Origin of the sequence: Acinetobacter sp. FDAARGOS_515 (genome assembly GCF_003938865.1) — a bacterium.
Lineage (GTDB): Bacteria > Pseudomonadota > Gammaproteobacteria > Pseudomonadales > Moraxellaceae > Acinetobacter > Acinetobacter ursingii.
On the sequence record NZ_RKIX01000003.1, the window covers coordinates 913,411 to 939,830 of the forward strand.

Genomic DNA, 26,420 nt, shown 5'->3' on the forward strand with positions numbered 1-26,420 from the left:
TAAGCCATACAACAATAAACACCACATGAATTTCTGGCATCTATTTCAACAACTACGCCCTTTTGTACGACCATATCGGCTATTGGTCATCGCCACGCTCATTTTAACGTTGATTGGCGCACTCACGGCTCAGGTCAATGCGCTCACTCTGCAATATGCAGTTGATCGGATTAATGCACTGGTCGAAGCAGGAAAAGGACTCAATGAAGGCTGGATGATTTTAGCCACGATTTCAGCGATCTTACTGGGGAAAGAAATCCTCAATGCCTTAGTTCAATTTGGACAAAAATATTACGGTGAAAAACTACGTATTTATGTTTCACAGGATTTGGCTCAAGGCATTATTGAGAAGTTTCTGACGTATCGCCTGACTTTTTTTAATCAGGAAAAAAATCAGGCGGGTAAATTACAAACCCGTATCGATCGGGGTATTGGCTCGCTGACGCGTCTGGTACAAATTTTCTTTATTGATATTTTACCGCTATTTACCAGTGCGATTATTGCTTTAGGACTGATGTTCTACGCCAATTTCTGGATTGGCCTAGTCGCATTAATGATTGTCCCGATTTATTTCTGGTTGACCTTTAAACAGGCACAAAAACTGGGGGGATGGCGACGTCGTTTACGTGATGGTCGTGAAAAAAAGAGTCAGGGTATTTTAGGCATTATCCAGTCAATTACCGTGATTAAATCGTTTAATCGTGAAGAAATAGAAGCCGAAAAACAACTTAAGCTACAGCGCGATCTGACTGACAATCAAATGCATACCCGTCAGACCAGTTTTATTTTTGATGGCGTCAAAACTTTTCTTGAACAGATTGGCATTGTGTTGATTATTATCCTGACTTCTTATTTTGTTCTGGCAGGACAAATGAGTATTGGAATGATCATGTACCATATTTTATTGTTCAATAATGTTTCTGCCCCGATTCGTTCACTACATCGCATTTATGATGAAGTGAATGATGCCATGATTTATTCAGAAAGTTTCTTTCAAATTTTAAATGCCGATGACGAAATTGAAGATAGTGGTCATCTCAAACCGATCATTCACGGACAATTTGAACTTAAGCAGGTCAATTTTAGTTATGAAAATGGGCATCAGGCATTAAAAAACATCAATATGCTGATTCAGCCAAATAAAATTACGGCCTTAGTCGGACTATCAGGGGCGGGAAAATCTACGTTGATTAGTTTACTCGATAAATTTTATCAACCTGAATCAGGCGAAATTCTACTGGATGGAGTCAATCTCAATCAGATCGATACGCACTATTTACGTGATCATATTGGCCTAGTACTGCAAAAAAATCATATTTTTCAGGGTTCCATTCTGGACAATATCCGCTATGGCAAAATGAATGCCAGTCTGGATGAAGTGATTGTTGCGGCAAAAAAAGCCTCTATTCATGAACAAATCAGTCATTTGGCACAAGGTTATGATACGGATGCACTGATGCTTTCAGGTGGACAACAACAACGTATCGCACTGGCACGGATGTTTCTAAAAGACCCACCGATTATTTTTCTGGATGAACCCACGGCGAGTTTAGATGCGATTGCCACCGAGCAAATTAAACAAAGTCTGGATGAAATTAAACAAGGTCGTACTGTGATTATGATTTCCCATAGTTTGTCGCAAATTATCGATGCCGATTATATTTATGTGATGCAGGATGGCGAAATTGTGGAACATGGTGAACACGAACAGTTATATTTACAGACGGGGGCGTATAAAGACATTTTTGATGCGATGGCGAAAAGTTTAAATATCGACAAAATTGCCAAAACACTAGAAGATGAAGAAACCCATAGTTAAAACGTCTCGTACAATGATTTAAAGCAAAAACTGTCTAAAAGTTAAATTGATACGGGGTTGCAAAATTTTTTGTGACTTCATAATCGCATGCTGCCAGTGCTGTTGAGTGACACCCCGCATGACAATGAGCTGACCCGATTGCAGCAGCATTTCAATTTTTTCTTTGGTACTGATATGCCGAAAACAAAATTTTCGAGTGGCGCCTAAACTCAATGAGGCGATCGTGGTTTGCTCGGCCAAAGACATATCACCGTCACTATGCCACGCCATTCCTTGTGTCCCTTCTTCGTATAAATTAGCCAGACAGGAATTAAACTGCTCGCCAAGCAATTGCTCAATACTCTGCTTGAGTACAAATAACTGCTCATCCCACGGCAAGGAATCACGTATCACCCCTGAATAAGCATAGCGATAATGTGCATCGCCATACCATGCGACTTTACGCGGGGTAATAAAATGTTTTCCATAAAGTTTGGCTTCATCATGCCGCCATGGCAAATGTTCAAGCAAATAATGAAAATAAAATTCAGCCTGTTCAGGGTTGAGGAACAGACCATAATCCTGTACCTCGCCCTCATAAGGCAGCACATTGGTCTGTGGATCAGGAGCAAATAAGTCCAGCGTCATACCGCTTGCTCCTGTTTTGCCATTTCCCATGACAACATTGCCAGTTTACGTGCCTGAGTCCAATGATATTCACCAATCACACCTGTAGATCGAATCACACGATGGCATGGGATTAAATACGCGATTGGATTTTGCGCGACGGCACTGGCCACTGCACGAACCGCTTTGGGATGACCAATTTGCTCGGCAATCTGTTGATAACTGCTCAACTGGCCTTCTGGAATCTTTAACAGTGCTTCCCAGACTTTGAGCTGAAAAGGCGTCCCCTGCAAACGTAGTGGAATTTTTTGCTGCAAATTAGACTTAAAATCATGCTGGAACCATGCACTAACCTGCTGATGAAGTTCAGTGGATTGCTGTTGAAACTCAGCCAACGCAAAGCGCTGCTGCAATTCATCAAGTGCGGTCAAATCAGTCAATGCATCTGATAAAAACTGAATTGAACAAATGGCTTTATTTGTACTTGCAATGAAAATCTCACCAAACGGCGTCGCTTCTATCGAATAAATAATCCGTAGAGATTGTCCTTGTTGTTTATATTCTCCGGGTGTCATCCCTTCAATGTGTACAAATAAATCATGCAAACGTCCAGTACCTGACAGCCCAGTTTCCAGTGCAGTTTCCAAAATACTATGGCGCTGTTGTAATAAGGCTTTGGCGCGTTGCAGACTCAAGTATTGCACAAATTTTTTTGGGCTAATGCCAACCCATTCCTGAAACTGGCGCTGTGCATAGCTCGGGCTTAAACCCACCCTTGCAGCCATTTGTTCCAGACTGGGTTGGTCATCAAAATGCTGGTAGGCATATTCAATCATGCTTGCCATCACAGTAAACTGGCTAGAGGATACGTTTTTCATCATCAACACTCCTGTATTCAGTTTTACTGTAAATCAAAGCATCGACCCTGACGACCCGATTCTTGCACGACATTGGATGTTTCGTTAAAAAAGCCTTTCATCAGAAAGGCTTTAAATGCTTAAGGCTGTTTCAGATACGGCCAAGCTGCCTTTAAATAAATAAACATCGACCATAAGGTTAAAATCACCGCTGTATATAACAATGCATAAGCCAGTAATTCAAGCGGCTGCCAATTGAGTAAAAATACACTAATCGCAATCATTTGAAAGGCGGTTTTATATTTACCTACGGTTGACACCGCAACGTTGGTTCTTGCCCCTAATTCAGCCATCCACTCACGTAAAGCAGACACGGTAATTTCACGAGAAATAATCACAATCGCAGCAAAGGCCATTGCGATCGTGGGTTGCCATTGCACCAGTACAATCAGGGCTGCTGCCACCATCAATTTATCTGCAACGGGATCTAAAAAACGTCCAAAAGCAGAGCTTTGATTGAGTGCACGAGCCAGATAACCATCAAACCAGTCGGTAATTGCAGCGAGCACAAAGATTGCAGTCAAAATAAGATGCCTAAAAAAGCTCCCCTCATGTTCATTGATCCCAATTGCAGGGGGCCAATAAGCAATCAATAAAAAAACTGGAATCAATGCGATACGTGCAAGTGTTAAAATGTTCGGGATATTCAGGATGCGTCCTGTTGTCATAGACATCGCCAGTTTAGTCCCCTCATTGCCGCCAAAAGGCGATGCAACATTTCAGATAAGGCAAAATATTTTCTACGCCCAACTTTATACGAAATACCCAACAGTGTCGACTAGGCAAATACAGTAACCGTCTGACGGCAAATCGCCAGTAATTGATCTTGTTCATTCCAGACATAAGCCTGTTCTGTCGCATATCCATGCTCAGCATATTCAGTTACTACTTTATATTTAAACCAGTCGTGTAATTGCTCTTTTAAAGAATGAATAAACGTGATGTGCCAAGTCAGTGAACTTGCTGGTGCAAGTGTCTTAAACATACTCAAAACACCGGGTGGCCAGATATCAGTCAATGTGACAAAATCTGCCAGTGTCATTTTACGATTGGCTTGCTCTTCAGGTGAAAACCTTGCCCATCCGCCAAAATCTGGACTTGGACTTCCCATCATTGGAAATTTCCCTTCGGCCCACCGCAGGTCAAAATGTTGATAACACTCAGGCATCATTTTAGCAAAAGGTAAAGGTGCTAACTGATCCGCGAGTGGATAAGCAGGGATCACAGGCTCCTGACGCACATGAATACTCGACTCACGATCTGTACCAAAACTCGCGATCAAAATACTTTGCACTGCATTTTCCTGCCATAGGCGTACTTCAAGTGTAGTGACCGACTTGCCCTGACGCAAAATTTCGGCGGTTATACGTGCTTTCCCCGCTTGTACTGGCCCGACAAAAGTAATACTACAGCTCAATAAACGCTTGCTTTCATCCCCAATGGTGCACAATGCTTTATGCATCAAAACGCCTGCGGCCAGACCTCCAAAAATCGTGCGCCCCTGTAACCAACCCTCTGGTAAATCAATCCATTCCTGTTGTTCAATTTCACGAAATAACCGTGTAAGTGACATGTTATTTTTCCAGTTTATTGATCTTTCACATAGTGTGATGCTTTTTTATAGATGTAAATGATCATTGACGCACAAGTCATTGAGCATTTTGGTCACTCTTAAACAGGATCGTTATTGCTAAAAATAATCGGCTATTATTCATGCAAAATTTTATAAATGGTTCGTGCCATTGCTGGACCAAGCCCTGGAACCAAAGTCAGCTCTTTTTCCGAGGCTTTGAGTACGCCCTGAATTCCACCAAAGTGTGTCAATAAATCACGACGACGTTTGGGTCCAAGCCCGGGAATTGCTTCTAATACTGAACCTGCACGGCGTTTATCACGTTTAGCGCGGTGTTTGGTAATCGCAAAACGATGTGCTTCGTCCCGCACCTGTTGAATCAAATGCAATGCTTTATGATCTTCAGCTAATTGAATTTTGGTGCCATCAGTAAAATGTAAAGTTTCTAGTCCGGGTTTACGCCCTTCTCCTTTAGATACGCCCACCATAAAGGCATCCAGTTGTAAATCCTGCATCACTTCCATCGCCATATGCAGTTGTCCTTTACCCCCATCAATCAAGAGTAAATCTGGCAATAAATGCTTTTTATATCGGCGTGTTAAGGCTTGGCGCATGGCTGCGTAATCGTCGCCACCCGTGATATCCTGAATCGAAAACTGACGATAATCACGCTTACGCGCTCCACCCTGATCAAACACCACGCAAGATGCAATGGGTGCTTCACCCATGGTATGGCTGATGTCAAAGCATTCAATCCGGTCAATCGGTCGTCCCACCACTTGTTCCAATTGGTGAAAACGCTCATTCAGTTCCAGATGATTACTGAGTTGCCCTTTAATGGCATGCTGCACATTCATCTGCGCCAATTCTAACCACTCGGCACGGGTTTCACGTACCTTATGTTTAATCTGTACTTTCTTCTCAAATTCGGTATGGAGCGCCTGTTCCAACTCTTTACTATCTGGCAATGCGACATTAATGATTAACTCACTCGGAACTTCATCGGCGACCTGAAAATAAAAGTTAGCCATAAAGTCACTCAGCATTTGCCCCAGATCATCACTGAGCATATCTGGAAAATAACTTTTACCCCCTAACATTCGACCATTACGGACATGCATGATTTGCACACACGTCACACCTGCTTGATGGGCAATCGCCAGAATATCGGCCTCGCCTTTCATTTTAAATACCGCTTGCTGTGCCTGAACTTCACGTAACAATGCCAGACGATCACGATAAAAGACTGCTTTTTCAAATTCAAGCTGTTCTGCCGCTTGCTCCATTTTCGCAATCAATTCCTGATTGAGCTCGCGGGTATCACCCTGTAGAAAACGAATGGAGTTATCCACATCTTCCTTATACTCCTGTGGAGAAATCAAACCGACACAAGGCGCAGTACAGCGTTTGATTTGATATTGCAGGCAGGGGCGTTTACGTTGTGAAAAAAAGCTATTTTCACACTGACGCACATTAAACAGCTTTTGCAGCACCAATAAAGTATCCCGAGCATTATAGGCACTCGGATACGGTCCAAAAAATTTGCCGACTTGATGCTTGCCTTTACCTCGTCCACTGGCAATCCGTGGATAAGGTTTATCTGCCGAGACAAAAATGTAAACATAGGATTTATCATCGCGCAGCATAATATTGTACGGCGGGCGATGCAGCTTGATCAGGTTTTGTTCGAGTAGTAAGGCTTCAGTTTCTGAACGGGTGACCAGTGTTTCAATATTATAGATACGCGCCACCAAGGCCTGAGTTTTCGGATGCTCAATAGTTTTGACAAAATAACTCGACACCCGATTTTTTAAATTCTTGGCTTTGCCTACATACAAGAGTTCACCCTCTTTACCCAGCATTTTATAAACGCCGGGTAATTGGGTCATGTGAGCAAGAATTTTTTCAATATGTGGGCGCGCGGTTGAATTCACTATGTCTTGGCTTTCCTATGGCTACATCAGTGTATGTTGTGCTCAAACATTCTCTTTTCAAGCATTTATATGATTGTTTGCTGTTAGAGCAACATTTTCACCAAGAAAAAGAGACTCACGGTTTAATGATGAGAACGATCCAACGTTAAGGCTTCGATAAATTTCTGTTTATTTTTTGGTGAAATCAATACAGATTTGGTTTTCCCATCTTTTTGATAATCAATCTTGATTCGATCCAGTGATAAAGCTGGTGCAGATACTGGATTATTGGTTGGCGTCATGCTCCGGATTTCACTTCGTGAAATGATCCATTTTAAAAACATACTATGAATAATCACATGATCCTGAGTCACGATATAACGAGTATTTACCACAGGCCACCACATAATGAGTATCACCAAGGCATATACAATGCCATGTTCAGGATATTCTTGCAGAGTTCCGCGAAGCTGCATGCTCCAAAGCATTTGCAATAAAATTCCTGTTGCGGCAATGATAAAACCCAAAATCCACCAGTCTTTTTTTGAACGAAAGGTTTGCATGTGAAACTCCCCAATAAATAACAAATCAATCTTTAAAATTTTATGCGATATATAAATCTGGGCTTATCTTCTCATGAACCTCGTGTAAGGGCAAAGCGTTGCAAATGATTGATCCTCTACGATCAAAAATTTGTGATGTATCAAGAGACTTCTTTCATAAGCTTCTATTATTTCTCCGTATGGGAGAAAAATAAAGAGGATTTAAACAATTATGAAAGAAGTCTAATAAATAGATCAATAAAAAACGCCCTTAAGGACGCTTATCTCACAGTATCTTTTGAAAGAACTCAATGATCTGCGGCATATAAGGACGAATAAAAATCAGGAAGAAAATGCCAAGCATCAAAAACCATTTCAGGAAATAGTATAGTTTTCGGTTTTTTGCTTTTAAAGCTTTGGCTTTTAAACGAATTTGATAGACATAACCAAAAGCTTTATTTAAGCCTCCCGTTTGGTCGCCTGTTTCATTCGGCGAGCTGGCCGCCGTCATGACATTTTTACCAAACCAGTGATTAAACTTTTCCATTAAACGAGTTTTCAGCGGACGTTCAACATCGGCAAAGAAAATAATACGGTTTTCATCGGTTCCGTTTTCGGCATAGTGAATATAGGTTTCATCAAACACCACACTTTCACCGTCACGCCATGAATAAATTTGTCCATCAACATCAATAAAGCAACGATCATCATTCGGCGTGATCAAACCCAAATGATAGCGTAATGAACCTGCATACGGGTCACGATGACGTACCAGACGACTATGTGGCGCAAGTTCAGTAAACATGGCCGCTTTAATCGTGGGTAAAGTTTTTAATAAAGCCGTTGTTTTCGGACATAACTCAGCTGCTGAGGGATGCGCAGAGTCATACCATTTTAAATAAAAGCGTTTCCAGCCTGTCTTAAAAAATGAATTGAACCCCAAGTCATTATAAGTACTTGATGCCTTGATTCCACCCTGTGCATATAAGGCTTTTGCCTCATCACGGATCATTTCCCAGTTTTCATCCAACACTTTCAAATCTTTAAAATGCTGCGTATCGATATAAGGTTGATTCGGCACTTTTGAAAAGATGTACATCAAAAAATTAATCGGTGCCAATATCGTAGAATGATCAAAAAATTGACGATAAAACGAATGTCGTACTTTTCCGCGATTTTGGATATATAAAGCTGAAATCACAAAAATCGCTAATATGATCCATTTAATCATATCGCTACTCTTTCAAAGGATAGAAAACTCAGAGCAATCATACTCACAAGATCGGCCACTGATCAGTGGCTAACGGCGAGAGATTTTAACAAAAGCAATGACAAAAAAGCTATTTTTTGTCAATTTAGTCTAGCTTATCCCAGAAACTGGCAATTAAATAATTCACTTGATTGACTTTTTTGACAGAATGGTTACAAAAATAGGGCTACTTTTTTGACACTGAATCCATTATAAAAATACAGGTTTGATTAAAAAAACTTGAATTGAAACAGGAAGTTCATTATCTCAGGCTATGCTTATGGAACGTTATTTACAAAAACGCGCAATAACAGGTAACAAAAATAGATGACCCTTGCGTCACGGCTTGATACAACTTGTTATGCTGTTTTTGGATATAGTTATCGTAAGATTAGCGGAGCATAATTGTGTGCAGAAAATGCATACACGCTTCATCACATCAACGTAGAAGTCCTCCAAAATAAAGGAGATCAGGCATGATCCACGCTGGCAATGCCATTACCGTCCAAATGCTTTCGGACGGAATTGCAGAATTCCGCTTTGACTTACAAGGTGAGTCAGTCAACAAATTTAACCGTGCAACCATTGAAGATTTTCAGGCGGCAATTGCTGCGGTTAAAGCCAATGCTGAAATCAAAGGCTTAATCGTCACTTCTGCAAAATCAACATTTATCGTTGGTGCAGATATTACTGAGTTTGGACAAAATTTTGCGCAAGGTGAACAAGCCATTGTTGAATGGTCATTGCCTGTACATGAAATTTTTAGCAGTTTTGAAGATTTAAACATCCCTAAAGTCGCTGCCATTAATGGTATGGCATTGGGCGGTGGTTTTGAAATGTGTCTGGTCTGTGACTATCGCGTGATGTCAGAACAAGCGCAAGTCGGTTTACCAGAAATCAAGCTCGGTATTTTCCCTGGCTTTGGCGGTACAGTACGTTTAAGCCGCGTGATTGGTATCGACAATGCGGTTGAATGGATGGCGATGGCTGCTCCGAAAAAGCCTGCTGCTGCGCTTAAAGATGGCGCGGTAGATGCTGTGGTTGCGGCTGACAAGCTACAAGAAGCGGCAATTGATTTGGTGAAACAAGCAATTGCGGGTCGTTTAGACTGGAAAGCAAAACGTCAGGAAAAACTTGATCCAATCAAGTTAAATCCACTTGAACAAATGATGGCCTTTAATACGGCGAAGGGCGCAGTTTTGGCGAAAGCGAATCCTGCACAATACCCTGCCCCTAAACTGATGCTTGATTCCTTACAAGCAGGCGCAAGCTTAGGTCGTGATGATGCACTAAAAGCAGAAGCGCAAGGTTTTGCCAAAGCGGCGATCACCCCACAAGCTGAAGCACTAATCGGTCTATTCTTAAATGATCAGATCGTGAAAAAAGCTTCTAAACAACATGAGAAAGGTGCACACCCAGTCAATCAGGCTGCGGTTCTTGGCGCAGGGATCATGGGCGGCGGTATTGCCTATCAAGCGGCAAGCAAAGGCACCCCAATTATCATGAAAGATATTGGTAATGCCCAACTTGCACTCGGTATGAAAGAAGCCAATGGCTTACTCACCAAACAAGTAGAACGCAAAAAGCTTACTCCTGCAAAAATGGGGGAAACTTTAGCGCGTATCCGTCCAACTTTAAGCTATGACGAGTTTAAAGAAGTCGATATCGTGATCGAAGCGGTAACTGAAAATCCAAAAGTCAAAGAAGCAGTTTTGGCGGACACAGAGTCTAAAGTCCGTGATAACACCATTATTGCGTCAAATACCTCAACCATTTCAATCACACGTTTAGCCAAAGCGCTTAAACGTCCTGAAAACTTTGTGGGTATGCACTTCTTTAACCCAGTTCACATGATGCCATTGGTTGAAGTGATTCGTGGTGAACAAACCTCTGAAGAAGCAGTTGCTACTACTGTGGTACTGGCTCAGAAAATGGGTAAAACACCAATCGTTGTAAATGACTGCCCAGGTTTCTTAGTGAACCGTGTGTTGTTCCCTTACTTTGGTGCATTTGATCTATTGCTTAAAGATGGTGCTGACTTCCAGCAAATCGATAAAGTCATGGAAAAATTTGGCTGGCCAATGGGTCCTGCATACTTGATCGACGTTGTTGGTATCGATACAGGTGTTCATGGCGCAGAAGTCATGGCTGAAGGTTTCCCAGACCGTATGAAGCCAGACTACAAAGGTTCGATCGAAGCGATGTACGAAGCAAAACGTTTGGGTCAAAAGAATGACGTTGGTTTCTACAAATACGTGTTAGATAAGAAAGGCAAGAAAGCGAAAACTGTTGATCCAACAGCTTACGAAATCATTGCACCTTTCATTACTGGTGAAAAACGCGAGTTTGATAACCAAGAAATCATTGACCGTATGATGCTGACTTTCTGTAACGAAACCGTTCGTTGCTTAGAAGACAATATCGTTGCCACTGCTTCTGAAGCAGATATGGCGATGATCATGGGTGTAGGTTTCCCTCCATTCCGTGGCGGTCCATGCCGTTATATCGATCAGACTGGTGTTGCTGAATACGTTGCGCTTTGCGACAAATATGCACACTTAGGTAAGGCTTATGAAGCGCCACAAATGTTGCGTGACATGGCTGCTAACAACAAAAAATTCTACGGTTAAGGAGCGACGTGAATGGCTACTTTAAATCCACGTGACGTTGTGATTGTTGATGGCGTTCGTTCTGCCATGGGCAAATCACGTAACGGTATGTTCCGCAATGTACGTGCCGACAGTTTATCTGCTGAATTAGTACGTGCACTGGTTGCTCGTAACCAGTTTGATACCAATGAAGTTGAAGATGTCATCTGGGGCTGTGTCAACCAGACTTTAGAGCAAGGAATGAACATTGCTCGTAACATTGGTTTATTGGCTGACATTCCAAAGACTGCGGGCGGTCAAACCGTTAACCGTCTTTGCGGTTCTTCAATGCAGGCCATCCACACGGCTGCTGCACAGATTGCAACCAACCAAGGTGATGTATTCATCATCGGTGGTGTTGAACACATGGGCCACGTTGGGATGATGCACGGCATCGACCTTAACCCAGAAGCCTCTAAACACTATGCCAAAGCCTCTAACATGATGGGCTTAACAGCTGAAATGTTAGGTCGTATGAATGGCATTAGCCGTGAAGAACAGGACAAATTCGGTGTTGAATCTCACCGCCGTGCTTGGGCTGCAACACAAGAAGGTCGTTTCAAAAACGAAATCGTAGGTGTTGAAGGTCATGATGCTAATGGTTTCAAAATCCTGTGTGACATCGACGAAGTGATTCGTCCTGATGCTAACCTTGAAGCATTCCAAGCATTGAAACCAGTGTTTGATCCTAAAGGTGGTTCAGTGACAGCAGCAACGTCTTCTGCTCTGTCTGATGGTGCTTCTGCAATGTTATTGATGTCTGCTGAACGCGCTCAAGCATTTGGTTTAAAACCACGTGCCGTGATTCGTTCAATGGCGATTGCAGGTTGTGATGCTGCGATCATGGGTTATGGTCCAGTGCCAGCAACGCAAAAAGCACTTAAACGTGCTGGTTTAACCATGGCAGACATCCAAACCATCGAGTTAAACGAAGCATTCGCTGCTCAAGGCTTATCAGTCATGAAAGGCTTAGGCGTGTATGACAAACAAGACATCATTAACTTGAATGGTGGTGCGATTGCATTGGGTCACCCATTGGGCTGTTCAGGTGCGCGTATTACCACCACATTGTTGAACGTGATGGAACAGCAAGATACGCAAATTGGTCTTGCGACCATGTGTATCGGTTTAGGTCAAGGTATCGCGACCATTATCGAACGTGTTTAATCAACACTGAGATAAAAAATCCCCGCTAAATGCGGGGATTTTTATTTTTACGAATGGAATAGAATTTTTAACGCGGAAACCAAGGGTTTTGCGGAGGATTTAATCCCTCTCTAATTTGTTGCTGGAGTCTTAATATATCCTCTACATTCACTTTGATCGTACCATCACGAAATGCATCGACATTATTTCGGTTGATATTTAAAGGTGCAAGCATATTAAATATGCCACTGGTCGGGTCAGATGATTGTAATCCTGAGGTAATCGATAAAAGATACTGCTGCAAAAATGGAGAAAGTTGACTCATATTAGGTGAAGTTGTAGGCTGATAATCAATTGCGATATAAGGGTTCTGATTAACTTTGGGATTTTGTATATCATTTTGAATTTTATCAAGATGATGTCTAAGCGCCTGACGTACTGCTTTATCTTCCTGAAATGGAACAATACCAGCTTCTTCTCGCAATTCAGATTCCGCCATCGCATGAATACTGGGCAATAGTGCAACATCTTCAGCTTGCACAGTTGGCACGTTCATCATCATGAAACTTATGACCGCCAGATATTTAACCAGATTCATAACATGCTCCCGAGATGCCACATCACAATAAAACATGATGAATAAAATATAAGCGATACTAATAGGCTACAACAAAACAGATTTTTATTCAGTAGGACTTGGATAAATGGTCATAAAGTTTAAATATTCAAATTACATCTAGCTTTGAAATAAGACTAAGATAAAAACCATTGATTAACGTCCAAATAATCAATTCAATAAACTTTCTTATGGATGCTATGCTATTTTAAAGACCAATTTAACCCATTCAAAATGCTGATGAAAAATTTAAAAATAATCTCCTTATTCACTGTAGTTTCATCTTTGTTTTTACTTTCAGGCTGTACGTCGAATCAGACCATCGGTGGAAACACACACGATCTTTTTACAAAATATGAGTACGGAGACCGATGGAAAACGTTGGTTGAAGATGAAGTGGTGGCTTTTGGTCAGCCAACCACATTTTTAGCAAATGAACCCAAAGACGCGATTGTAATTGCAGGAAAACAATATAGTTATGTGCTTAATCAAGGTGGCTCAGATTTTTTCAATTTAATTAGCCAACTCAACCCAGATGATATTCAGCTTCGCCAAGATTTAAATTTTGTTTCACCTGACAAAAACAGTCATCACTTCACAGGATATTTAAAATTTGCTTATACACCCTCAACAGGCAGTTTAAACCAAAGAGAAATGCTTTTATTCAAACAGTACGGAATTTTACCCTGTGATTGTGCGGAAGCAACAGAACAAAATCAGCCATATATTTTTCAGATTAAACTCGAAGGAAATCTCTATCCTGTGGTAGAAAATTTAGACTCTTTAAAACCCTTATCCAAACCATATAAAGTTAAGATTCAATATTATCAAGACAAAAGAGAGAAAGTTACACTACCTACTCCAGAAAAATTAACACGACTTCCCCTCGTACCCTTTACTTTAGCCATAGATGCTCTGGTCTTACCAGCACAAATCATGAGAATTAGCTATCAGCCTTAGATTTTCATTCCAAAAAATTAAAATAAGGTTGGTCATGAAGTCTGATGATTCTTCTTGCAGCTAAATTAATCAGACTCCAGTCCACTTACGATATTTAAGTGGATTGGAGCTTATTTTTAGCGCTTTTTCTCATCTTCACCATAAATCGCGGAAGCAGCATTTTCGGCACTTAAGTCCTGAAGCGTATAGCTCTCATGATGCAACATATTTAAATAATACAAATATTGCGCAGCTTCGTGTGCTTTGCCATTTGCCAGTAGAAGTTGTGCATATTTATGTAAATTATACGGTGATGCTCGATTTTTCACCATTTTACCCAGTTGAATCAGCTCATCATCGCTCAATTGTGTCGTCGGATTCATTTGTAGCCAAAGCAATCGATCTTTAAATTGGGTCAGCACATAAATATTAGTACTACCTAATACAGTTTGGGTGGGTTGCTCTCCACGAAAAGCCAAGCCATTATTAAGTTTATACACCGTATAATCACGCCAGATCAGCAGTATCAAGATGCCACCCATAATAACAACAGCTCTTATCACATATTTGGACAAAATCGATGTTTTAAGCTCAGGGGACTGTGATTGCACAAAGCCAAGTAAGAAACCCAAAGGAAATAGAAAATAGGCATAACGTAACGGAAATTCGAGCAAAGCATGAATTAAGATTGCTCCAACCATAAGCAGTGCAATAATCGACTCTAAACTTTTGGCTTTATAATTTAACCATAATATCCAGCATGTCATAAAGCCAATGATCAGCAGCCCGATAGGCAAACCATTCCAAACGATAATATCCAGCAAAATATTATGACCACTGGTCACCCATTCATGAGATGGATGTAAATTAAAAACGGTGAGCTGCGCCAAACTGGTTTGCCCCCAGCCATAACCACTTAAAGGATGCTGCTGGATGGCGAGTAACATTTGTGTCCAGATCTCAAAGCGTAAATAGCCTGAAGTTGCTCGTTCAGCAACAGATGCTGTTTCTACGAGTTGTGTTGCACCTAACGCACTAATAAAATTATTGATGATAGGTAGAATTGCAATCATGACTGCAAAGGTAACAACACAAAGCAGCATATAAGGGATACGCAAACGAACTGGATGTTTATAAGCTTGATATGTCCAATAAGCCATAAAGAATAGACACACCACCCACGCAGTACGTGACTGACTGAGTGCGATTGCAAAAAGAATCAGGACGGATGCCAAAATTAAAAGCGATTTTTTGAGTTTTTGTTGTTCAAATAAATACAAACATGCCATGAGCCCCATGACCAAAAAGGTCGACATATTATTCGGCTGAGCAAAGTTGGCAAATGGTCGATTACCTGCTCGAAGCTCCATTACCCCATACATATATTGATCCAGATTGAGCCATTGCAATATCGCAATCACACTGGATATGACGCTAGTGATGAATAAAACATAGCAAATGTGAGTAAATAATTTTGCTCGATCAGTTTGTAATGCCAGATTATAGCCAGCGACAGTAACCCACCAGAAAGCCAGTAAGTAGAAACTAAACAACAGAGCACTGCTAAAATCCAGAACTAGTCCACACATCCATTGAAGCAACGGAATAATCGTGATTGGTAAAGCTAACCATTGTACTTTTGGCACTTTAAAATCTTGATCACACAGTCCTGCCAGTAAACTTAGCACAGCTACGAAACTCAACATCTCACTGGAAAAAGTCAGCCACGGAAAAGCATGATCGGGAGATAGCCATGCAAGGCTGATCAAGATAGACGCTAAAAGTAGAAAAAAAGCGCGCATAAGTGAATTACAAAAAAAGGATAGGAAATTATATCTGAGAGTTTGTCAGAAGCCTATCGTGCATTTATTCCACATCAATATCTTTTAGCCTGATTATGTTTATTCTGCAAAGATCGCATTAAAACGTGCCATCACTTCATCTAATACCTCAGAGTCAATTTGTTCCAAATGTTTTGCATGGCTCGCCTCAAAATCTAAAGCTCTCGGCTGATCACAACGCACGATACCCGTGGTTTTGCTACCAGTGATTTCAACAGCAAAACCAGATGTACGGGCAAAACGCCCGCCTGATGTAATTGGTAACACAATTGGCATTTTCGTGATTCGATTGAATGGTTCAGGCGAGATTACCAATACAGGACGTTTTCCTTGTTGCTCATGCCCCAATGTAGGATCCAACGAAATTAAATAAATATCACCTTTATTCATTAAATTTCTTCTCGCCCAACAGGTTTCATATCATCCCAAGCATCCTGTGCCAAATCCAAGACTTGTTGTTCGGCAAGCAAATCGGAAAGTTGATAAGACGGTTTATTTTTAGGCTCAACCAGTAATTTTCCATCTTTCACATCAAGGGAAACCATTTTTCCTGCATCGAGTTTTAGTTTTTTTAATAAAGCAGGTGGTATCGCTAACATGACGGATCCACCTACTTTTCGCAGATTGGTATGCAGCATACGCACCTCAATAGTTATATAAAAGTATAACTATTATTAACTAAACAACAGATTAGTCAATAGGGTAAAACTGGGTGAAAGAATGAACACGGATTTTTCCGATAAAAGATGAGAGGAAAAGCCTTCTCTTATTTCCATGGTCTTAGATCGACAATTTTAACCACTTGACCCTTTTGTTTATTCATTAATAAACAAAATACCCAATGGCATTCACTGGGTATTTGTATTTAAAATCAGTAACCTATTTTTACAAATGGATTAACTTTCAACTTACTCTTTAGAACAGGTATTTGGACGAACTGAATCAACAAGATTAGAAGTACAGTTCCAAGTTCCAGAATTTGAGTTATAAGTAAATGATACTGTTTTGTCAGCAATTTTATCATTTAACCCATTACCAGCAGAGTTAAAAGTAGCCGTTAACTTACAATCTGCTGGTGCAGTATAAACACCAGCAATATTTTTCACATACTTACCAGATAATGTAAAACCATTTTCAGCAGATAAAGCACCTGCTGGTTTAGCTGGAGTAGTAACATTCCCATCTTTGTCTTTTACTTCAGCAACGGCAGCATCTGTACTACAAGCAGTTTGAATACCAGCTGTACCAGCAATATCAACAACTCTAGTTTTTAATCCAGCTAACAGGTTAATCGCTTCTGTTGCTTGTGAGCGAGCAACGTAATTCTGATAAGCAGGAATCGCAATTGCTGCCAAGATACCAATGATCGCCACTACGATCATCAATTGATTACATTCCATAAGTTACTTTATATTGACATGCATCAAACCATTGAATTATATTATTTTACTTATTAATTAATCTTGTCCATATGGACATGCATTTTGATAGACAAAATTTTGATTTTTGTCCATATCAGAAAATGGCTTTTGTTGAGTGCGATAGGATTAATGTTATAAAAGCAGACTGGTCGGGAGATATTTTAAAATTTTGATAAGCTAAAAACGGAATAAAAAAATCCAGACTCATTTATAAGCCAACTTCTGTATTTCTTCTTTATGCTGAAGAATTAGACGTCTTGCATGATGCAGAACAATACGTCTAGTTACTTCGTCATCACCAAATTGCATGGGAAAAACTTTTACAGCTAGACGAGGTATTTGTTCAGTTACTTTATAGTCTTTTAGCCGTTTCACCCTATTACTCCCCCCCATATATGAAACATTCCGCATAGAACAGCACTTTCAATTTAAGATTGCTTTCATCCTCACACAAGCAATCACGACTAAACTAATATAGTTATCTACTCGCTTAGCTGTTAATAATTTTGCGCTTACAGCGACAAACCATTTACGACACGACATCTCACAAAACCAACAAAACTGACATTTTTTGTCAGTTAGTTGCACAAATTTACTTTCCGCTTTTTTACATTTTTAATCCATTAAACAATGTATTGATTTCATACATAATAATTGGATAATATGCTTTGGCACACTTTGTGCAACCTATAAATTAGCTTAAAAAGCTTATAAATAAATTAACAAAATATTTGTGGAGAATGTTATGAACGCACAGAAAGGTTTTACATTGATCGAGCTGATGATTGTGGTCGCTATTATTGGTATTTTGGCTGCAATTGCGATTCCTCAATATCAAAATTATACTGCTCGCTCTCAAGCCACCGAAGCATTAAATCTTTTAGGTGGGCTTAAAACCCCACTGGTAGATAATGCTGGAACTGCTGGTTTGGCTACAGCATGTAGTACAGCAGATGCTACTACTAAAAAAGTAACCGATGCAAATGGCGTTGAGCAGACAGTGCCAGTTCCTGCAGGTACTTTAGCTAAAGCTAACGGTTTTACACTAAGTGGTAAATATGTTAAATCAATCACTTCTACGGCAAATGGTTCTACTGACTGTAAACTGACAGCAGAATACTACAGCACAACAGATGGTACTGGCATCAACGATAAATTATCAGGTAAAAAAGTTGAATTTTTATATACTGCTGCAAATGGTACTTGGACTTGTAAAACAAGCTTAGATTCAGCTGTAGCACCAAAATCTTGTGAAGCTGGTGCAACTCTTTAATTACAAATTTCTTTAATGAAATTTCTAAAACGCATCAAATTTGATGCGTTTTTGTTTTAACTCAAAATTTTCTAATAATAATGAATTACACTTTTCCAGCAGTTTTTCATAATCTTCCTCAAACTGCTCATAAGCACTTTTTACAGCTTTGGTTTTATTTTTTGCTTTTTCAACCTGTTGTATAGGGGAAAGAATATTTTGCCCTGCTTCCTTCGCGACTTGCTCAATTGCTTCAATCAATGCAGCATGGCGGCTCTTCTTAATCGCCCCCCGTTTACGCCCTGCTTCAAGTGCGATGGTATCATTATTAATTGCAGAACCTTTCGGTAGGACGGTTGGTTTATTGGCTTTTAATCGCTCCAAAGCAGCATAATATTCATTGAGTGCGCTCATATTTTAAACCTCCATATTGATCGTTTGAATTTTTTGAATGGTCTTGTTTAAAGTCATAATCTCGCTTTCCATTTGACCGTACAGCAAACTGCTTGGTGCTTGTGTATCTCGTGCTCGTTGTAATCGTTGTACTGCTTTTTGCATCTTCTCTGCGCTGCCATTATCAAACACCGCATGAGCACAAACCAGACAACTCGTAATTGCAGTAAATGAAATTTTTTCGCAGGAGTCAGGGTTAGTACATGCTCCAAACAAACTCGGTTTATAAGCAATTTCACCTTTCTTCATGCGCTTGATGGTTTCATCACGATTCGGAAATACTGTGAGTAATTGCTCGCGGTCTTTTTGCAGCTGCAAATAGGTTCCTGCACCACCGAGTAAACGACTAGCACTATTAATTACACCATCTTCAAATTGTGTATAAGAATGAACGAGACGTTGATATTCCAGCTCTTGAATAAATTCCTTTTGGCTATCACTGGCTAGAATATTCGGCGCGAATACAGCATTATCTCGATAAAATAAAGTCATTGCTTCGGTTAAATGCTTATATTGAACGGATAAAGCTCCTAATCCAATAATCCCTGAACGTGCACCATACACAGCTAATGAGCGCCTAAATTGATGCGTACAGATATTCCAGTATTCACCCAGTTGACAGTCCTTTTCTTCACGCCAATTGCGAAAACCATCAAAGGCTTCCAGTTCAGCCAAGTCACTTTCACAGATGCGCAACTCATCACCAAGTAATGCCGAAATATGGTTCAAGTACTCGTTAAAATTGGACTGTGTTCTAGTCGGAGCACCTGAAAAATTAGAAATAAAATCCGTTTCACTTTCAATATTTCGATTATTTTTATGCCGATGTTTTTGTGAATATCGTGTTGGAAATAAGGGATATTCACGAGGGTTAGAAAAATCGTAGTGCGGATTAAATAACGCATAGATTTCACCAATACTTTGTGCTGCGTGTACGCCTATTTGAATATCTTCAAACGTAATCCAATAAGTAGACTTGTTGCCACCCCCGTGTAACTTTGATGTATAGCCCATAATGACATGCACAAGATGCTCATTACTTTGAATAGTTTGATAGCAATCAGAAGACAGCTGATTCACTTCATTATCACGCATACCTGTGAATAGATGAATCCAAAGTTTGGCCATTCCTTGTATCAACGTCATGTAGCGAGTCAAATTCGCATGTTTGCTAATCTGATTATTTTCAAACAGTGCCGTTAAACCAAATAAATCACGAGCATCGGCAAAACTCACTGCATTTTTATAAACTTTAAACTCGCGGGGCATACGCGCAAAAGATGGCTCTTGTTGAATGCGCTGAAACCACTGATGTAAAGCAGGCGCATACTGATTAAACTCATTGAGCTTCTCCGCTAAACTATTGATTAGATTTATATAAATACGTGAGGGGATCAACTTAGTTTGCGGACCTACTTTGCCTGACTGCAAGCGTATTTGTGCAGCGAGTCTTGCTAAATGCTCTATTGGCTTATATGTACTAAACGCAGGAATGAGCAATGGGTATTGCTGTTGTAAGGCAAAACAATCAACTAAAAATGCTTTGATATGGATTGCTTTTTGATAGCTCACACCAGCATAAGCATCTCGAACTTTTGACATATAAGCAACATTGCTAAACAATTGCTGCAATGTGCAGCCATTGCGGTAGGCAATAGCAGCAAACTGGCGCAAAACCGTATGCCGCTGCTCAATACTTTTAATAATTGACTTGCCAGATTTTATATAAAGCAAAGCAAAACTGATTTTTTTCATTTCTGCCCGAATTTGGCAGTAAAGAAAATCATTTTCTCGGACATTTTCAAGCCAACTATCAAAATTCAGGCGACAATGACACTTTGGTAAATATGGAGAAAGATCCCAAACATTATCGGCATAAACCGATAATGTTGTACCGTTTTTCATTCGCGATAATACAAAAGTACTTGGAACAGTCAGCTGATGATTTTGTAACTGATATTCATCAGGTAAAAACTGCTCAGCAATACCCAATGAATATAGATATGAATTAAATGAACTCATGATATCCACCCCAAATCAATTAGCAATTCAAAATGATTCAGCCAATACGCATGTAAATCACCGCTTTCTACTTCTTCTTGAATTGAAAAAATACGATCACGTAAATTTTCATAAGTATCTGATAAATCGTTAAGTACTTCGTCAATTCGATGTAAAACCACACCGAATTGTGACTCCCATTTAATCAAATCCGTAGCTTTTTGCTTAACGTAGCCAAGCAAACTTTTCAGTGATAAAAGTTTGCGCACATCTTCATCATCGGCATGGACTGCATAATGCTGGCAAAATAAACAGTGCTCAAATTGCTGACAGTTTGGAGTTGGGGCTTGTACAGTAAAACCCATTGCTTTTTCAGGCTGTGGCGTTGCTGTCACACATGCACCAACAGGTAAGGTCTGAACATCAACAGTTTCATCTAACATTTGCACAGCAATACGTTCGACAGTTCGAGTTTGTGAAACTGCAACGTCCCGCAACTCATAAAAGAATTGAGAAATTTGCTGGCTTGCATCTTTAAATGAAGTTCGACTGTAGTTTTTCTTCGCAGTATCGAGTGAGTGTCCCATTTTTTCGACTTCAAGCAATAAATCGCCATCGCTCAATTCAACATATTGACTGCTAACATGCTTGCGCCACTGCTGTGGTTTGATCCAGGCCATTTTCGGAAAAATACGCTGTAAAAATTTTTTTATTAATTGTAATCTGCCGTTGCTTACAGGTCCCAATTGCTGAATTTCGTTGCGCAATGGAAAGACAAAATCACATGGCTCATCTTGAATATACCAAGTGCGAAGTTCTAAAATTTTTCTAAAAATCGGCTCAAATTTAACTCCAAACTCTGGCCGTACTGTCTTGCCTCCTGCACGATTTTTCGTTCCTGAAAAGCGTCGGCCTTGTGTACTCGGTAGGATTTCCATCGTATCAAGTTGTAACTGTTGAGCTGTATCTAAATTAGCCCCTGTTTGAGCAATAAATAACAGCATGCCGATGGTCAGGCCATAGGATGCAAGTCTTTCACGCTCTAAATGCCGCTTATCTTTGTTGCGTTCTTCAAGTTTACGGATCGCTTGATTACGATTTTCACGTACACGTTTTCGATGCTCACTATCTTCTTCTAACTCAAAATCAGCCAGCATTTTGGGAAGGGCTGGAATAACTGGATATTTGGCTAAATAACTCTGTACATCAAACTGAATATGTTGTTTCTCAGTTTGATGATGAAAGTTCGAGTAAAAATAGAAGTTTTCCTCATCCACGGATTGAAAATGCGCAGGAAATTCATTTTCTTGTACAACAATACGATAAATTTCAAGAAAGACATTTAACAAAGTTGCATAAGTTTTTTGATGATCTTGTTCTGCGATCGGTAAAACAGGCACATCATAACGCTGAGACTGTACTTGCATCGCTTGACTAACAATATCAATTTCATGACAGTCAAATACATATGCGATTAACTTCGCTGCATTACGCTGATATTGCTTTGCTGTATGTGCAGCCAGGTTTTCTTCATCAGTATCTGCAAGCAAAGTGCGATCAACTAAATATTTGCTGTAACGACGATACGCATCAATCACAGTGTCTTGATTTGATAAATCAAAATTTTTCTTTTGCAAATCCACATAATCTAGAAACATTTTACTAGTGTAGTAAAAGAGGCCTTTTGACAAATCTGATCCGCTCATTTGCAACAAATAGTCCGTTAAACACTGCAAAAAATAACGTCTTTTTTCATCAAAAGATGCAGATAACTGTTGTTCTGACAAAACCTCGCTAGATACTCTTTTACGATAAAACAGAGTTCCAATGTCAAATGTCTTAAAAGCAAAAGAAGCTGTCTTATCTTTGCAGACGAGAACAAGTCGCTCATGCTCATTAATTTGTTTGTTGATATCTGAGATATGCACAAAAATCGGAGAGCGTCTAAAATTCATGACAATTCTCCCGCTAAATTGACAGAAGACATCACGTATTTCATTAAGCTTGATTCATACTCATGCTGAATTTTACTGCGCCATTGCAATCGTGATTTATAATTCAAATACTGTAAAGTCGTGCTGATGTTACGATGTCCCATACGAGCTTGCACATACTCAACAGCGGTCATAGCAGAATGCCCATCTGGCAAATGCTGTAACTGACTTTCGAGCAAATTCATACCAAAACTGGCACGTAAGTCGTGGAATTTAAAACTTTTAAATTGTGGATCAATCAATCGAATTTCGGGTAATAGCACGACCTTTAAATAGCTGCGTACTGCTTCACCTTCATAAAGTTTAAGTTTTGAGCTAAACGAGTCAGAAGCTTTGATTTCCTCGGTCAGTTCTTGCTGTTCGGCTTTGCTTGTGTAAAAAGGTGTACCAAGCTTTGTGAGAAACACATAGTTTTCATCCGAGTCGCCATAGTTTGACTTTTGTCTACGCAGACGCGCTTGCTCACTATTGATATAAACTTTCAGGTCTTGTACTAACCAATTCGGGATTAGCAGCGTCATTGGTTTTTGAAATTTGGTATCAATGCCTGTACCCGCCCCAACTGGCAGACGAATAAAGCCATGACCATCAGGCTCACAACCAATTAAGTTTTTGATTCGTAAAGTACAAATCGTTTGTAAACGGGCGCCTGTAAACAATGCAAGATAAAACATCAACTGATATTCACGTGATGACTTCCGCAATGCTTTTAGTATGATTGTTTGTTCTTCAACGGTCAGTGGACTTAACTCACCACCATCGACAATCGCTTCAGAGTTTTGGGCTTTAGCAGGAACATGAATTGCAAGATCATGTGACTTAATTGCCATTTTTCGACGTGCGCCAAACTCATTATCCACCGCAATGTATTTGTAAACATCTTGGAAAGGAAGTCCATAACGTTGGTGATCGATCAAATCTTCTGTAACGAGAAATCGGTAAAAGTTCACCACTGCATTAATTCGACCACGTGCAGAGCTTGCCTCAATTAAGCCCACATTCGCTTGCTCAATCAAACGAGCACGATATTTAAAAATCGCATTTGACTGTTTTAGTTTGTGGAACTTCAAACAGTCCAGTTGCTCATCTTCTAAAAAACGCTGAAAATCAACCAACTGATTCGCAATAGATGCAAATGTTTTAAAATCATACTGTATTGTTTGCTCAAGTTTTTTCAGCAAATACAGATTAAAAACTTCAGAAGGGCTGCCATCTCCCTGAATAATTACAGGGAATTCAAGATACACATCACCATGTTTTTCGAATGCTGCATCATTTAAACGATCAGTTGCCTTTCTCAACGTCGATAACTGAAATTTTTTAATGGTCACAACTTTGGCTTTAGACTGGTAACGTGACTGACCATTTTTAAGTTTAGTGCTCATTTTGAGCCTCCTGTTTATTAAAAAACAGGCAAAAAGTGATCTTGAGATAGGATTGACAAAAATGCCCCTATTCATCAAAATACAAATGTCTGATCAGCAATGAAGACATTCATAAGAGCTCATGTTCCCGCATGGGCTTTTATACTTTTTGCCAAATGAAAATAATTAATTTTAAAATTTAGTCCACTGCATCTATCTCTTTTGTAGCATTTTTTGATTTATACTTGACAAATCATTCAAATAGCCTTGGATTTTAAGTTCTCTCATAATCAGTACTGAAGACTGTGCATCAAGACTTCTTAAATGATCTGAACAATATCGTTGATAAGCCTCACGAATTTCAGGATTCGGTAGCCGAACCAAGAATGGCTTTCCTTTCATATCGTTTACCCTTGCGTGTTAGTTCATGATTATCTCGAGCGTGTTACACTATGTAAGTATCGCTAACAAATTAATATTAATCGTTCGATTAACTTAAATCAACAGGATTTATTCAAGTGAATAAGATTTTTTTAACAGAAGAACGTAATAGGTTGAATTTAAAAGCAAAAGATGTAGCTGAATTTGTTGGTGTAGCAATTCCTACACAGTCTAATTATGAAAATGGCAAACGCTCTCCAGATGCAGAGTATCTTGCTAAACTTACGGAATTAGGCTTTGATATTAATTACGTTTTAACAGGAAAAAGAGAGTCTTTAAGTGTGACAACACAAGAAAAAATGCTGATTGAATTATTTCGGCAAGCACCAGAAACTGTACAAAGACATATCTTGGCGGGGTTATTAACTCAAAATACTCCAGAACCACCTAAGGGTAATATTGTTACGGTCGGTGACTCAAATACTGGGAATGTTGCAGGAAGAGATATAACTCTTAAATAAATAGCTAGGATTCTTATGACAAATAATTCTGTTTCTGTCGGTCATTCAAATACAGGCAATGTATGTGGTGGCAATTTAACAATTAATCACTCATTACCATGTAAAAATGGTGATGGGATGCTTTCTTATGAAGACTATCAGAGATTTCCTTATTGTAATCAATGTATCTCATCATTCCGTAAACAGACATTTTTTCGCTATCAAAAACATTCTATCGCAATTTGTTGGGTAATCTCTACCTTAGTAATCGGTGGATTCTATTTCATTATGGGACGTTTACCAAATTTTGCGGGTATTATGTTTCAGAAACATAATTTAATGGAGCCTTTGATCCCATTAATGTCAACATTAATTTTATGTCTTTTAATTTTTTGTCCAGTTAGAGTTTATGCTAGATTTTTAGCAAAAAAATATATCAATCAAAATTTAAGCTATCACTAACATAAAACTTTGCTGATTCTAGATTATTTTTAAATTTAAAAATAAATTATGAACCACTTAGTTCCCTGCTTTACGAGCCTTCGCTGTATTCAAATAAATCTTGCATATTACAATTAAAATATTTACATAAGGTATCAGCGACTGAAAGTTCAATTCGTACTGCACGATCATAGTAAAGGCTTGTTAGCGTATTACGATTGATACCAGTCGCTTGAGCTACCTCACTTAGCTTTAAAATTTTTCGCTCACCCATCAAATTTGACAACCTACATCTAATCATAACAACCTTTAAATTAAAAAAATTAACCTACAGCAGGTTAATTCAACTTGATAAATAACTCTCTACATGCTAATTTAACCTACAGCAGGTTATATTGTTTTATTAAAAAACAAATTAGCCGTTCTAAATTTCATTATATAGTTTTTTAAGGAAGTTCAGCTATGAATAACTACTTTTCTCCAAAATTCTCTGTTTCAGAGGAAGTTCGTTCAACTGCTGTTGCACTAATCAAAGAGTTTAATATTGACCGTACATTTGATTTAGCTTTGTTTCTGAATGTTAACCCCAACTTAAATGACCAAGATGCGACTTTAGCCTGGGTGAATTATTTTGAAAAAAATCAACATGATCTGAGTGACTTCAATCATGTTAGACGCCACTTTATGAAAAATTTCCCTAAAATTATGTTTGCAAATTTCAGTGAATAAAATAATCAAAGGGAGATATCAAATATCTCCCTTAATTTTTTATAGCAATCCCTCTTATGGTAATCTCAACAAAAA

General features: G+C 39.4%; 25 protein-coding genes. 8 read left to right on the top strand and 17 right to left on the bottom strand.

Going from position 1 to position 26,420, the window contains the following annotated elements:
- The first annotated feature begins 25 nt into the window (after positions 1-25).
- Positions 26-1,819, top strand: coding sequence for an ABC transporter ATP-binding protein (locus EGS47_RS05795; protein ID WP_125269317.1), 1,794 nt, complete (start codon positions 26-28; stop codon positions 1,817-1,819).
- A gap of 18 nt (positions 1,820-1,837) precedes the next feature.
- Here the strand turns inward: EGS47_RS05795 and EGS47_RS05800 are convergent, their stop codons facing one another.
- The 7 genes from EGS47_RS05800 to lpxO all read right to left on the bottom strand — a co-directional run bounded on the left by EGS47_RS05800 (position 1,838) and on the right by lpxO (position 8,601).
- Positions 1,838-2,446 (bottom strand): alpha-ketoglutarate-dependent dioxygenase AlkB family protein, encoded by a 609-nt coding sequence (locus tag EGS47_RS05800; RefSeq protein ID WP_125269318.1) that lies wholly within the window; start codon positions 2,444-2,446, stop codon positions 1,838-1,840.
- On the bottom strand, positions 2,443-3,303 hold the full coding sequence (locus tag EGS47_RS05805; protein WP_125269319.1) for a bifunctional transcriptional activator/DNA repair enzyme AdaA: 861 nt from the start codon (positions 3,301-3,303) through the stop codon (positions 2,443-2,445). Before EGS47_RS05805 ends, EGS47_RS05800 begins: the two co-directional genes overlap by 4 nt.
- 119 nt (positions 3,304-3,422) lie before the next feature.
- Positions 3,423-4,010, bottom strand: coding sequence for a CDP-diacylglycerol--glycerol-3-phosphate 3-phosphatidyltransferase (gene pgsA / locus EGS47_RS05810; protein WP_010588585.1), 588 nt, complete (start codon positions 4,008-4,010; stop codon positions 3,423-3,425).
- Positions 4,011-4,120: 110 nt separating this feature from the next.
- Positions 4,121-4,915, bottom strand: coding sequence for a thioesterase family protein (locus tag EGS47_RS05815; RefSeq protein WP_049173955.1), 795 nt, complete (start codon positions 4,913-4,915; stop codon positions 4,121-4,123).
- Between the two features lie 134 nt (positions 4,916-5,049).
- Positions 5,050-6,849 carry an excinuclease ABC subunit UvrC gene (gene uvrC, locus EGS47_RS05820; RefSeq protein ID WP_125269320.1) on the bottom strand — a complete coding sequence of 600 codons (1,800 nt, stop codon included), beginning with the start codon at positions 6,847-6,849 and terminating at the stop codon, positions 5,050-5,052.
- Positions 6,850-6,971: 122 nt separating this feature from the next.
- The gene (locus EGS47_RS05825; RefSeq protein WP_125269321.1) at positions 6,972-7,391 is read right to left on the bottom strand and encodes a PH domain-containing protein; all 420 of its coding nucleotides are present in this window, start codon (positions 7,389-7,391) and stop codon (positions 6,972-6,974) included.
- A 265-nt stretch (positions 7,392-7,656) separates the two neighbouring features.
- A complete protein-coding gene (gene lpxO / locus EGS47_RS05830) occupies positions 7,657-8,601 on the bottom strand; it encodes a lipid A hydroxylase LpxO (protein ID WP_004991713.1) in 945 nt (314 codons plus the stop codon).
- Positions 8,602-9,095: 494 nt separating this feature from the next.
- On the opposite strand from lpxO, the gene fadB reads away from it, so the two are divergent.
- Together fadB and fadA are read left to right on the top strand one after the other, a co-directional pair.
- On the top strand, positions 9,096-11,249 hold the full coding sequence (gene fadB / locus EGS47_RS05835; RefSeq protein ID WP_044434109.1) for a fatty acid oxidation complex subunit alpha FadB: 2,154 nt from the start codon (positions 9,096-9,098) through the stop codon (positions 11,247-11,249).
- Between the two features lie 12 nt (positions 11,250-11,261).
- Positions 11,262-12,434: an acetyl-CoA C-acyltransferase FadA gene (gene fadA, locus EGS47_RS05840; protein ID WP_004991718.1), complete on the top strand. Its 1,173-nt coding sequence runs from the start codon at positions 11,262-11,264 to the stop codon at positions 12,432-12,434.
- 67 nt (positions 12,435-12,501) lie between these two features.
- On the opposite strand, the gene EGS47_RS05845 is transcribed toward fadA, so the two are convergent.
- Positions 12,502-13,011, bottom strand: a complete 510-nt coding sequence (locus EGS47_RS05845) for a hypothetical protein (protein WP_125269322.1) — start codon at positions 13,009-13,011, stop codon at positions 12,502-12,504.
- A gap of 252 nt (positions 13,012-13,263) precedes the next feature.
- Here EGS47_RS05845 and EGS47_RS05850 point away from each other — a divergent pair, with 252 nt between their 5' ends.
- Positions 13,264-13,989: a hypothetical protein gene (locus EGS47_RS05850; RefSeq protein WP_125269323.1), complete on the top strand. Its 726-nt coding sequence runs from the start codon at positions 13,264-13,266 to the stop codon at positions 13,987-13,989.
- A 116-nt stretch (positions 13,990-14,105) separates the two neighbouring features.
- Here EGS47_RS05850 and EGS47_RS05855 read toward each other — a convergent pair whose 3' ends face one another.
- The 4 genes from EGS47_RS05855 to EGS47_RS05870 form a co-directional block, all read right to left on the bottom strand.
- Complete coding sequence (locus EGS47_RS05855; protein WP_125269324.1) at positions 14,106-15,770, bottom strand: PglL family O-oligosaccharyltransferase; 1,665 nt, start codon at positions 15,768-15,770, stop codon at positions 14,106-14,108.
- Positions 15,771-15,869: 99 nt separating this feature from the next.
- Positions 15,870-16,199, bottom strand: a complete 330-nt coding sequence (locus EGS47_RS05860) for a type II toxin-antitoxin system PemK/MazF family toxin (protein WP_125269325.1) — start codon at positions 16,197-16,199, stop codon at positions 15,870-15,872.
- Positions 16,199-16,447, bottom strand: a complete 249-nt coding sequence (locus tag EGS47_RS05865) for an AbrB/MazE/SpoVT family DNA-binding domain-containing protein (RefSeq protein WP_125269326.1) — start codon at positions 16,445-16,447, stop codon at positions 16,199-16,201. The genes EGS47_RS05860 and EGS47_RS05865 overlap by 1 nt, the downstream gene beginning before the upstream one ends.
- Before the next feature lie 270 nt (positions 16,448-16,717).
- Entirely contained in the window at positions 16,718-17,209 is a 492-nt protein-coding gene (locus EGS47_RS05870; protein WP_125269327.1) for a pilin, read from the bottom strand.
- A 766-nt stretch (positions 17,210-17,975) separates the two neighbouring features.
- Between EGS47_RS05870 and EGS47_RS05875 the strand changes: the two genes are divergently transcribed.
- Positions 17,976-18,503 carry a pilin gene (locus EGS47_RS05875; protein ID WP_016651448.1) on the top strand — a complete coding sequence of 176 codons (528 nt, stop codon included), beginning with the start codon at positions 17,976-17,978 and terminating at the stop codon, positions 18,501-18,503.
- Between the two features lie 24 nt (positions 18,504-18,527).
- Here the strand turns inward: EGS47_RS05875 and EGS47_RS05880 are convergent, their stop codons facing one another.
- Genes EGS47_RS05880 through EGS47_RS05895 form a run of 4 tightly spaced genes read right to left on the bottom strand, consistent with a single transcriptional unit; the run spans position 18,528 to position 24,315 of the window.
- Positions 18,528-18,896, bottom strand: coding sequence for a hypothetical protein (locus EGS47_RS05880; protein WP_016651447.1), 369 nt, complete (start codon positions 18,894-18,896; stop codon positions 18,528-18,530).
- Positions 18,897-18,899: 3 nt separating this feature from the next.
- A complete protein-coding gene (locus EGS47_RS05885) occupies positions 18,900-20,957 on the bottom strand; it encodes a hypothetical protein (RefSeq protein WP_016651446.1) in 2,058 nt (685 codons plus the stop codon).
- On the bottom strand, positions 20,954-22,891 hold the full coding sequence (locus EGS47_RS05890; protein WP_016651445.1) for a hypothetical protein: 1,938 nt from the start codon (positions 22,889-22,891) through the stop codon (positions 20,954-20,956). The genes EGS47_RS05885 and EGS47_RS05890 overlap by 4 nt, the downstream gene beginning before the upstream one ends.
- A complete protein-coding gene (locus tag EGS47_RS05895) occupies positions 22,888-24,315 on the bottom strand; it encodes a tyrosine-type recombinase/integrase (protein ID WP_016651444.1) in 1,428 nt (475 codons plus the stop codon). The genes EGS47_RS05890 and EGS47_RS05895 overlap by 4 nt, the downstream gene beginning before the upstream one ends.
- 497 nt (positions 24,316-24,812) lie before the next feature.
- Here EGS47_RS05895 and EGS47_RS05905 point away from each other — a divergent pair, with 497 nt between their 5' ends.
- Both EGS47_RS05905 and EGS47_RS05910 read left to right on the top strand, forming a co-directional pair.
- The gene (locus EGS47_RS05905) at positions 24,813-25,196 is read left to right on the top strand and encodes a helix-turn-helix domain-containing protein (RefSeq protein ID WP_016651443.1); all 384 of its coding nucleotides are present in this window, start codon (positions 24,813-24,815) and stop codon (positions 25,194-25,196) included.
- Between the two features lie 15 nt (positions 25,197-25,211).
- Complete coding sequence (locus EGS47_RS05910; RefSeq protein ID WP_016651442.1) at positions 25,212-25,637, top strand: hypothetical protein; 426 nt, start codon at positions 25,212-25,214, stop codon at positions 25,635-25,637.
- A 70-nt stretch (positions 25,638-25,707) separates the two neighbouring features.
- Here EGS47_RS05910 and EGS47_RS05915 read toward each other — a convergent pair whose 3' ends face one another.
- Positions 25,708-25,917, bottom strand: coding sequence for a helix-turn-helix domain-containing protein (locus tag EGS47_RS05915; protein WP_081402433.1), 210 nt, complete (start codon positions 25,915-25,917; stop codon positions 25,708-25,710).
- A 161-nt stretch (positions 25,918-26,078) separates the two neighbouring features.
- Between EGS47_RS05915 and EGS47_RS05920 the strand changes: the two genes are divergently transcribed.
- Positions 26,079-26,345, top strand: a complete 267-nt coding sequence (locus EGS47_RS05920) for a hypothetical protein (protein WP_004281168.1) — start codon at positions 26,079-26,081, stop codon at positions 26,343-26,345.
- Positions 26,346-26,420: the final 75 nt, after the last annotated feature.

Excerpts from the sequence above, each read along its gene's own strand:
- pgsA (WP_010588585.1), bottom strand. The coding sequence starts at position 4,010 with ATGACAACAGGACGCATCCTGAATATCCCGAACATTTTAACACTTGCA.
- EGS47_RS05875 (WP_016651448.1), top strand. The coding sequence starts at position 17,976 with ATGAACGCACAGAAAGGTTTTACATTGATCGAGCTGATGATTGTGGTC.
- lpxO (WP_004991713.1), bottom strand. The coding sequence starts at position 8,601 with ATGATTAAATGGATCATATTAGCGATTTTTGTGATTTCAGCTTTATAT.
- EGS47_RS05865 (WP_125269326.1), bottom strand. The coding sequence starts at position 16,447 with ATGCTGCATACCAATCTGCGAAAAGTAGGTGGATCCGTCATGTTAGCG.
- EGS47_RS05915 (WP_081402433.1), bottom strand. The coding sequence starts at position 25,917 with ATGATTAGATGTAGGTTGTCAAATTTGATGGGTGAGCGAAAAATTTTA.
- EGS47_RS05850 (WP_125269323.1), top strand. The coding sequence starts at position 13,264 with ATGCTGATGAAAAATTTAAAAATAATCTCCTTATTCACTGTAGTTTCA.
- EGS47_RS05920 (WP_004281168.1), top strand. The coding sequence starts at position 26,079 with ATGAATAACTACTTTTCTCCAAAATTCTCTGTTTCAGAGGAAGTTCGT.
- fadB (WP_044434109.1), top strand. The coding sequence starts at position 9,096 with ATGATCCACGCTGGCAATGCCATTACCGTCCAAATGCTTTCGGACGGA.
- EGS47_RS05855 (WP_125269324.1), bottom strand. The coding sequence starts at position 15,770 with ATGCGCGCTTTTTTTCTACTTTTAGCGTCTATCTTGATCAGCCTTGCA.
- EGS47_RS05890 (WP_016651445.1), bottom strand. The coding sequence starts at position 22,891 with ATGAATTTTAGACGCTCTCCGATTTTTGTGCATATCTCAGATATCAAC.
- EGS47_RS05815 (WP_049173955.1), bottom strand. The coding sequence starts at position 4,915 with ATGTCACTTACACGGTTATTTCGTGAAATTGAACAACAGGAATGGATT.
- EGS47_RS05860 (WP_125269325.1), bottom strand. The coding sequence starts at position 16,199 with ATGAATAAAGGTGATATTTATTTAATTTCGTTGGATCCTACATTGGGG.
- EGS47_RS05795 (WP_125269317.1), top strand. The coding sequence starts at position 26 with ATGAATTTCTGGCATCTATTTCAACAACTACGCCCTTTTGTACGACCA.
- EGS47_RS05800 (WP_125269318.1), bottom strand. The coding sequence starts at position 2,446 with ATGACGCTGGACTTATTTGCTCCTGATCCACAGACCAATGTGCTGCCT.
- EGS47_RS05910 (WP_016651442.1), top strand. The coding sequence starts at position 25,212 with ATGACAAATAATTCTGTTTCTGTCGGTCATTCAAATACAGGCAATGTA.
- EGS47_RS05870 (WP_125269327.1), bottom strand. The coding sequence starts at position 17,209 with ATGGAATGTAATCAATTGATGATCGTAGTGGCGATCATTGGTATCTTG.
- EGS47_RS05825 (WP_125269321.1), bottom strand. The coding sequence starts at position 7,391 with ATGCAAACCTTTCGTTCAAAAAAAGACTGGTGGATTTTGGGTTTTATC.
- EGS47_RS05880 (WP_016651447.1), bottom strand. The coding sequence starts at position 18,896 with ATGAGCGCACTCAATGAATATTATGCTGCTTTGGAGCGATTAAAAGCC.
- fadA (WP_004991718.1), top strand. The coding sequence starts at position 11,262 with ATGGCTACTTTAAATCCACGTGACGTTGTGATTGTTGATGGCGTTCGT.
- EGS47_RS05895 (WP_016651444.1), bottom strand. The coding sequence starts at position 24,315 with ATGAGCACTAAACTTAAAAATGGTCAGTCACGTTACCAGTCTAAAGCC.
- EGS47_RS05845 (WP_125269322.1), bottom strand. The coding sequence starts at position 13,011 with ATGAATCTGGTTAAATATCTGGCGGTCATAAGTTTCATGATGATGAAC.
- EGS47_RS05805 (WP_125269319.1), bottom strand. The coding sequence starts at position 3,303 with ATGAAAAACGTATCCTCTAGCCAGTTTACTGTGATGGCAAGCATGATT.
- EGS47_RS05885 (WP_016651446.1), bottom strand. The coding sequence starts at position 20,957 with ATGAGTTCATTTAATTCATATCTATATTCATTGGGTATTGCTGAGCAG.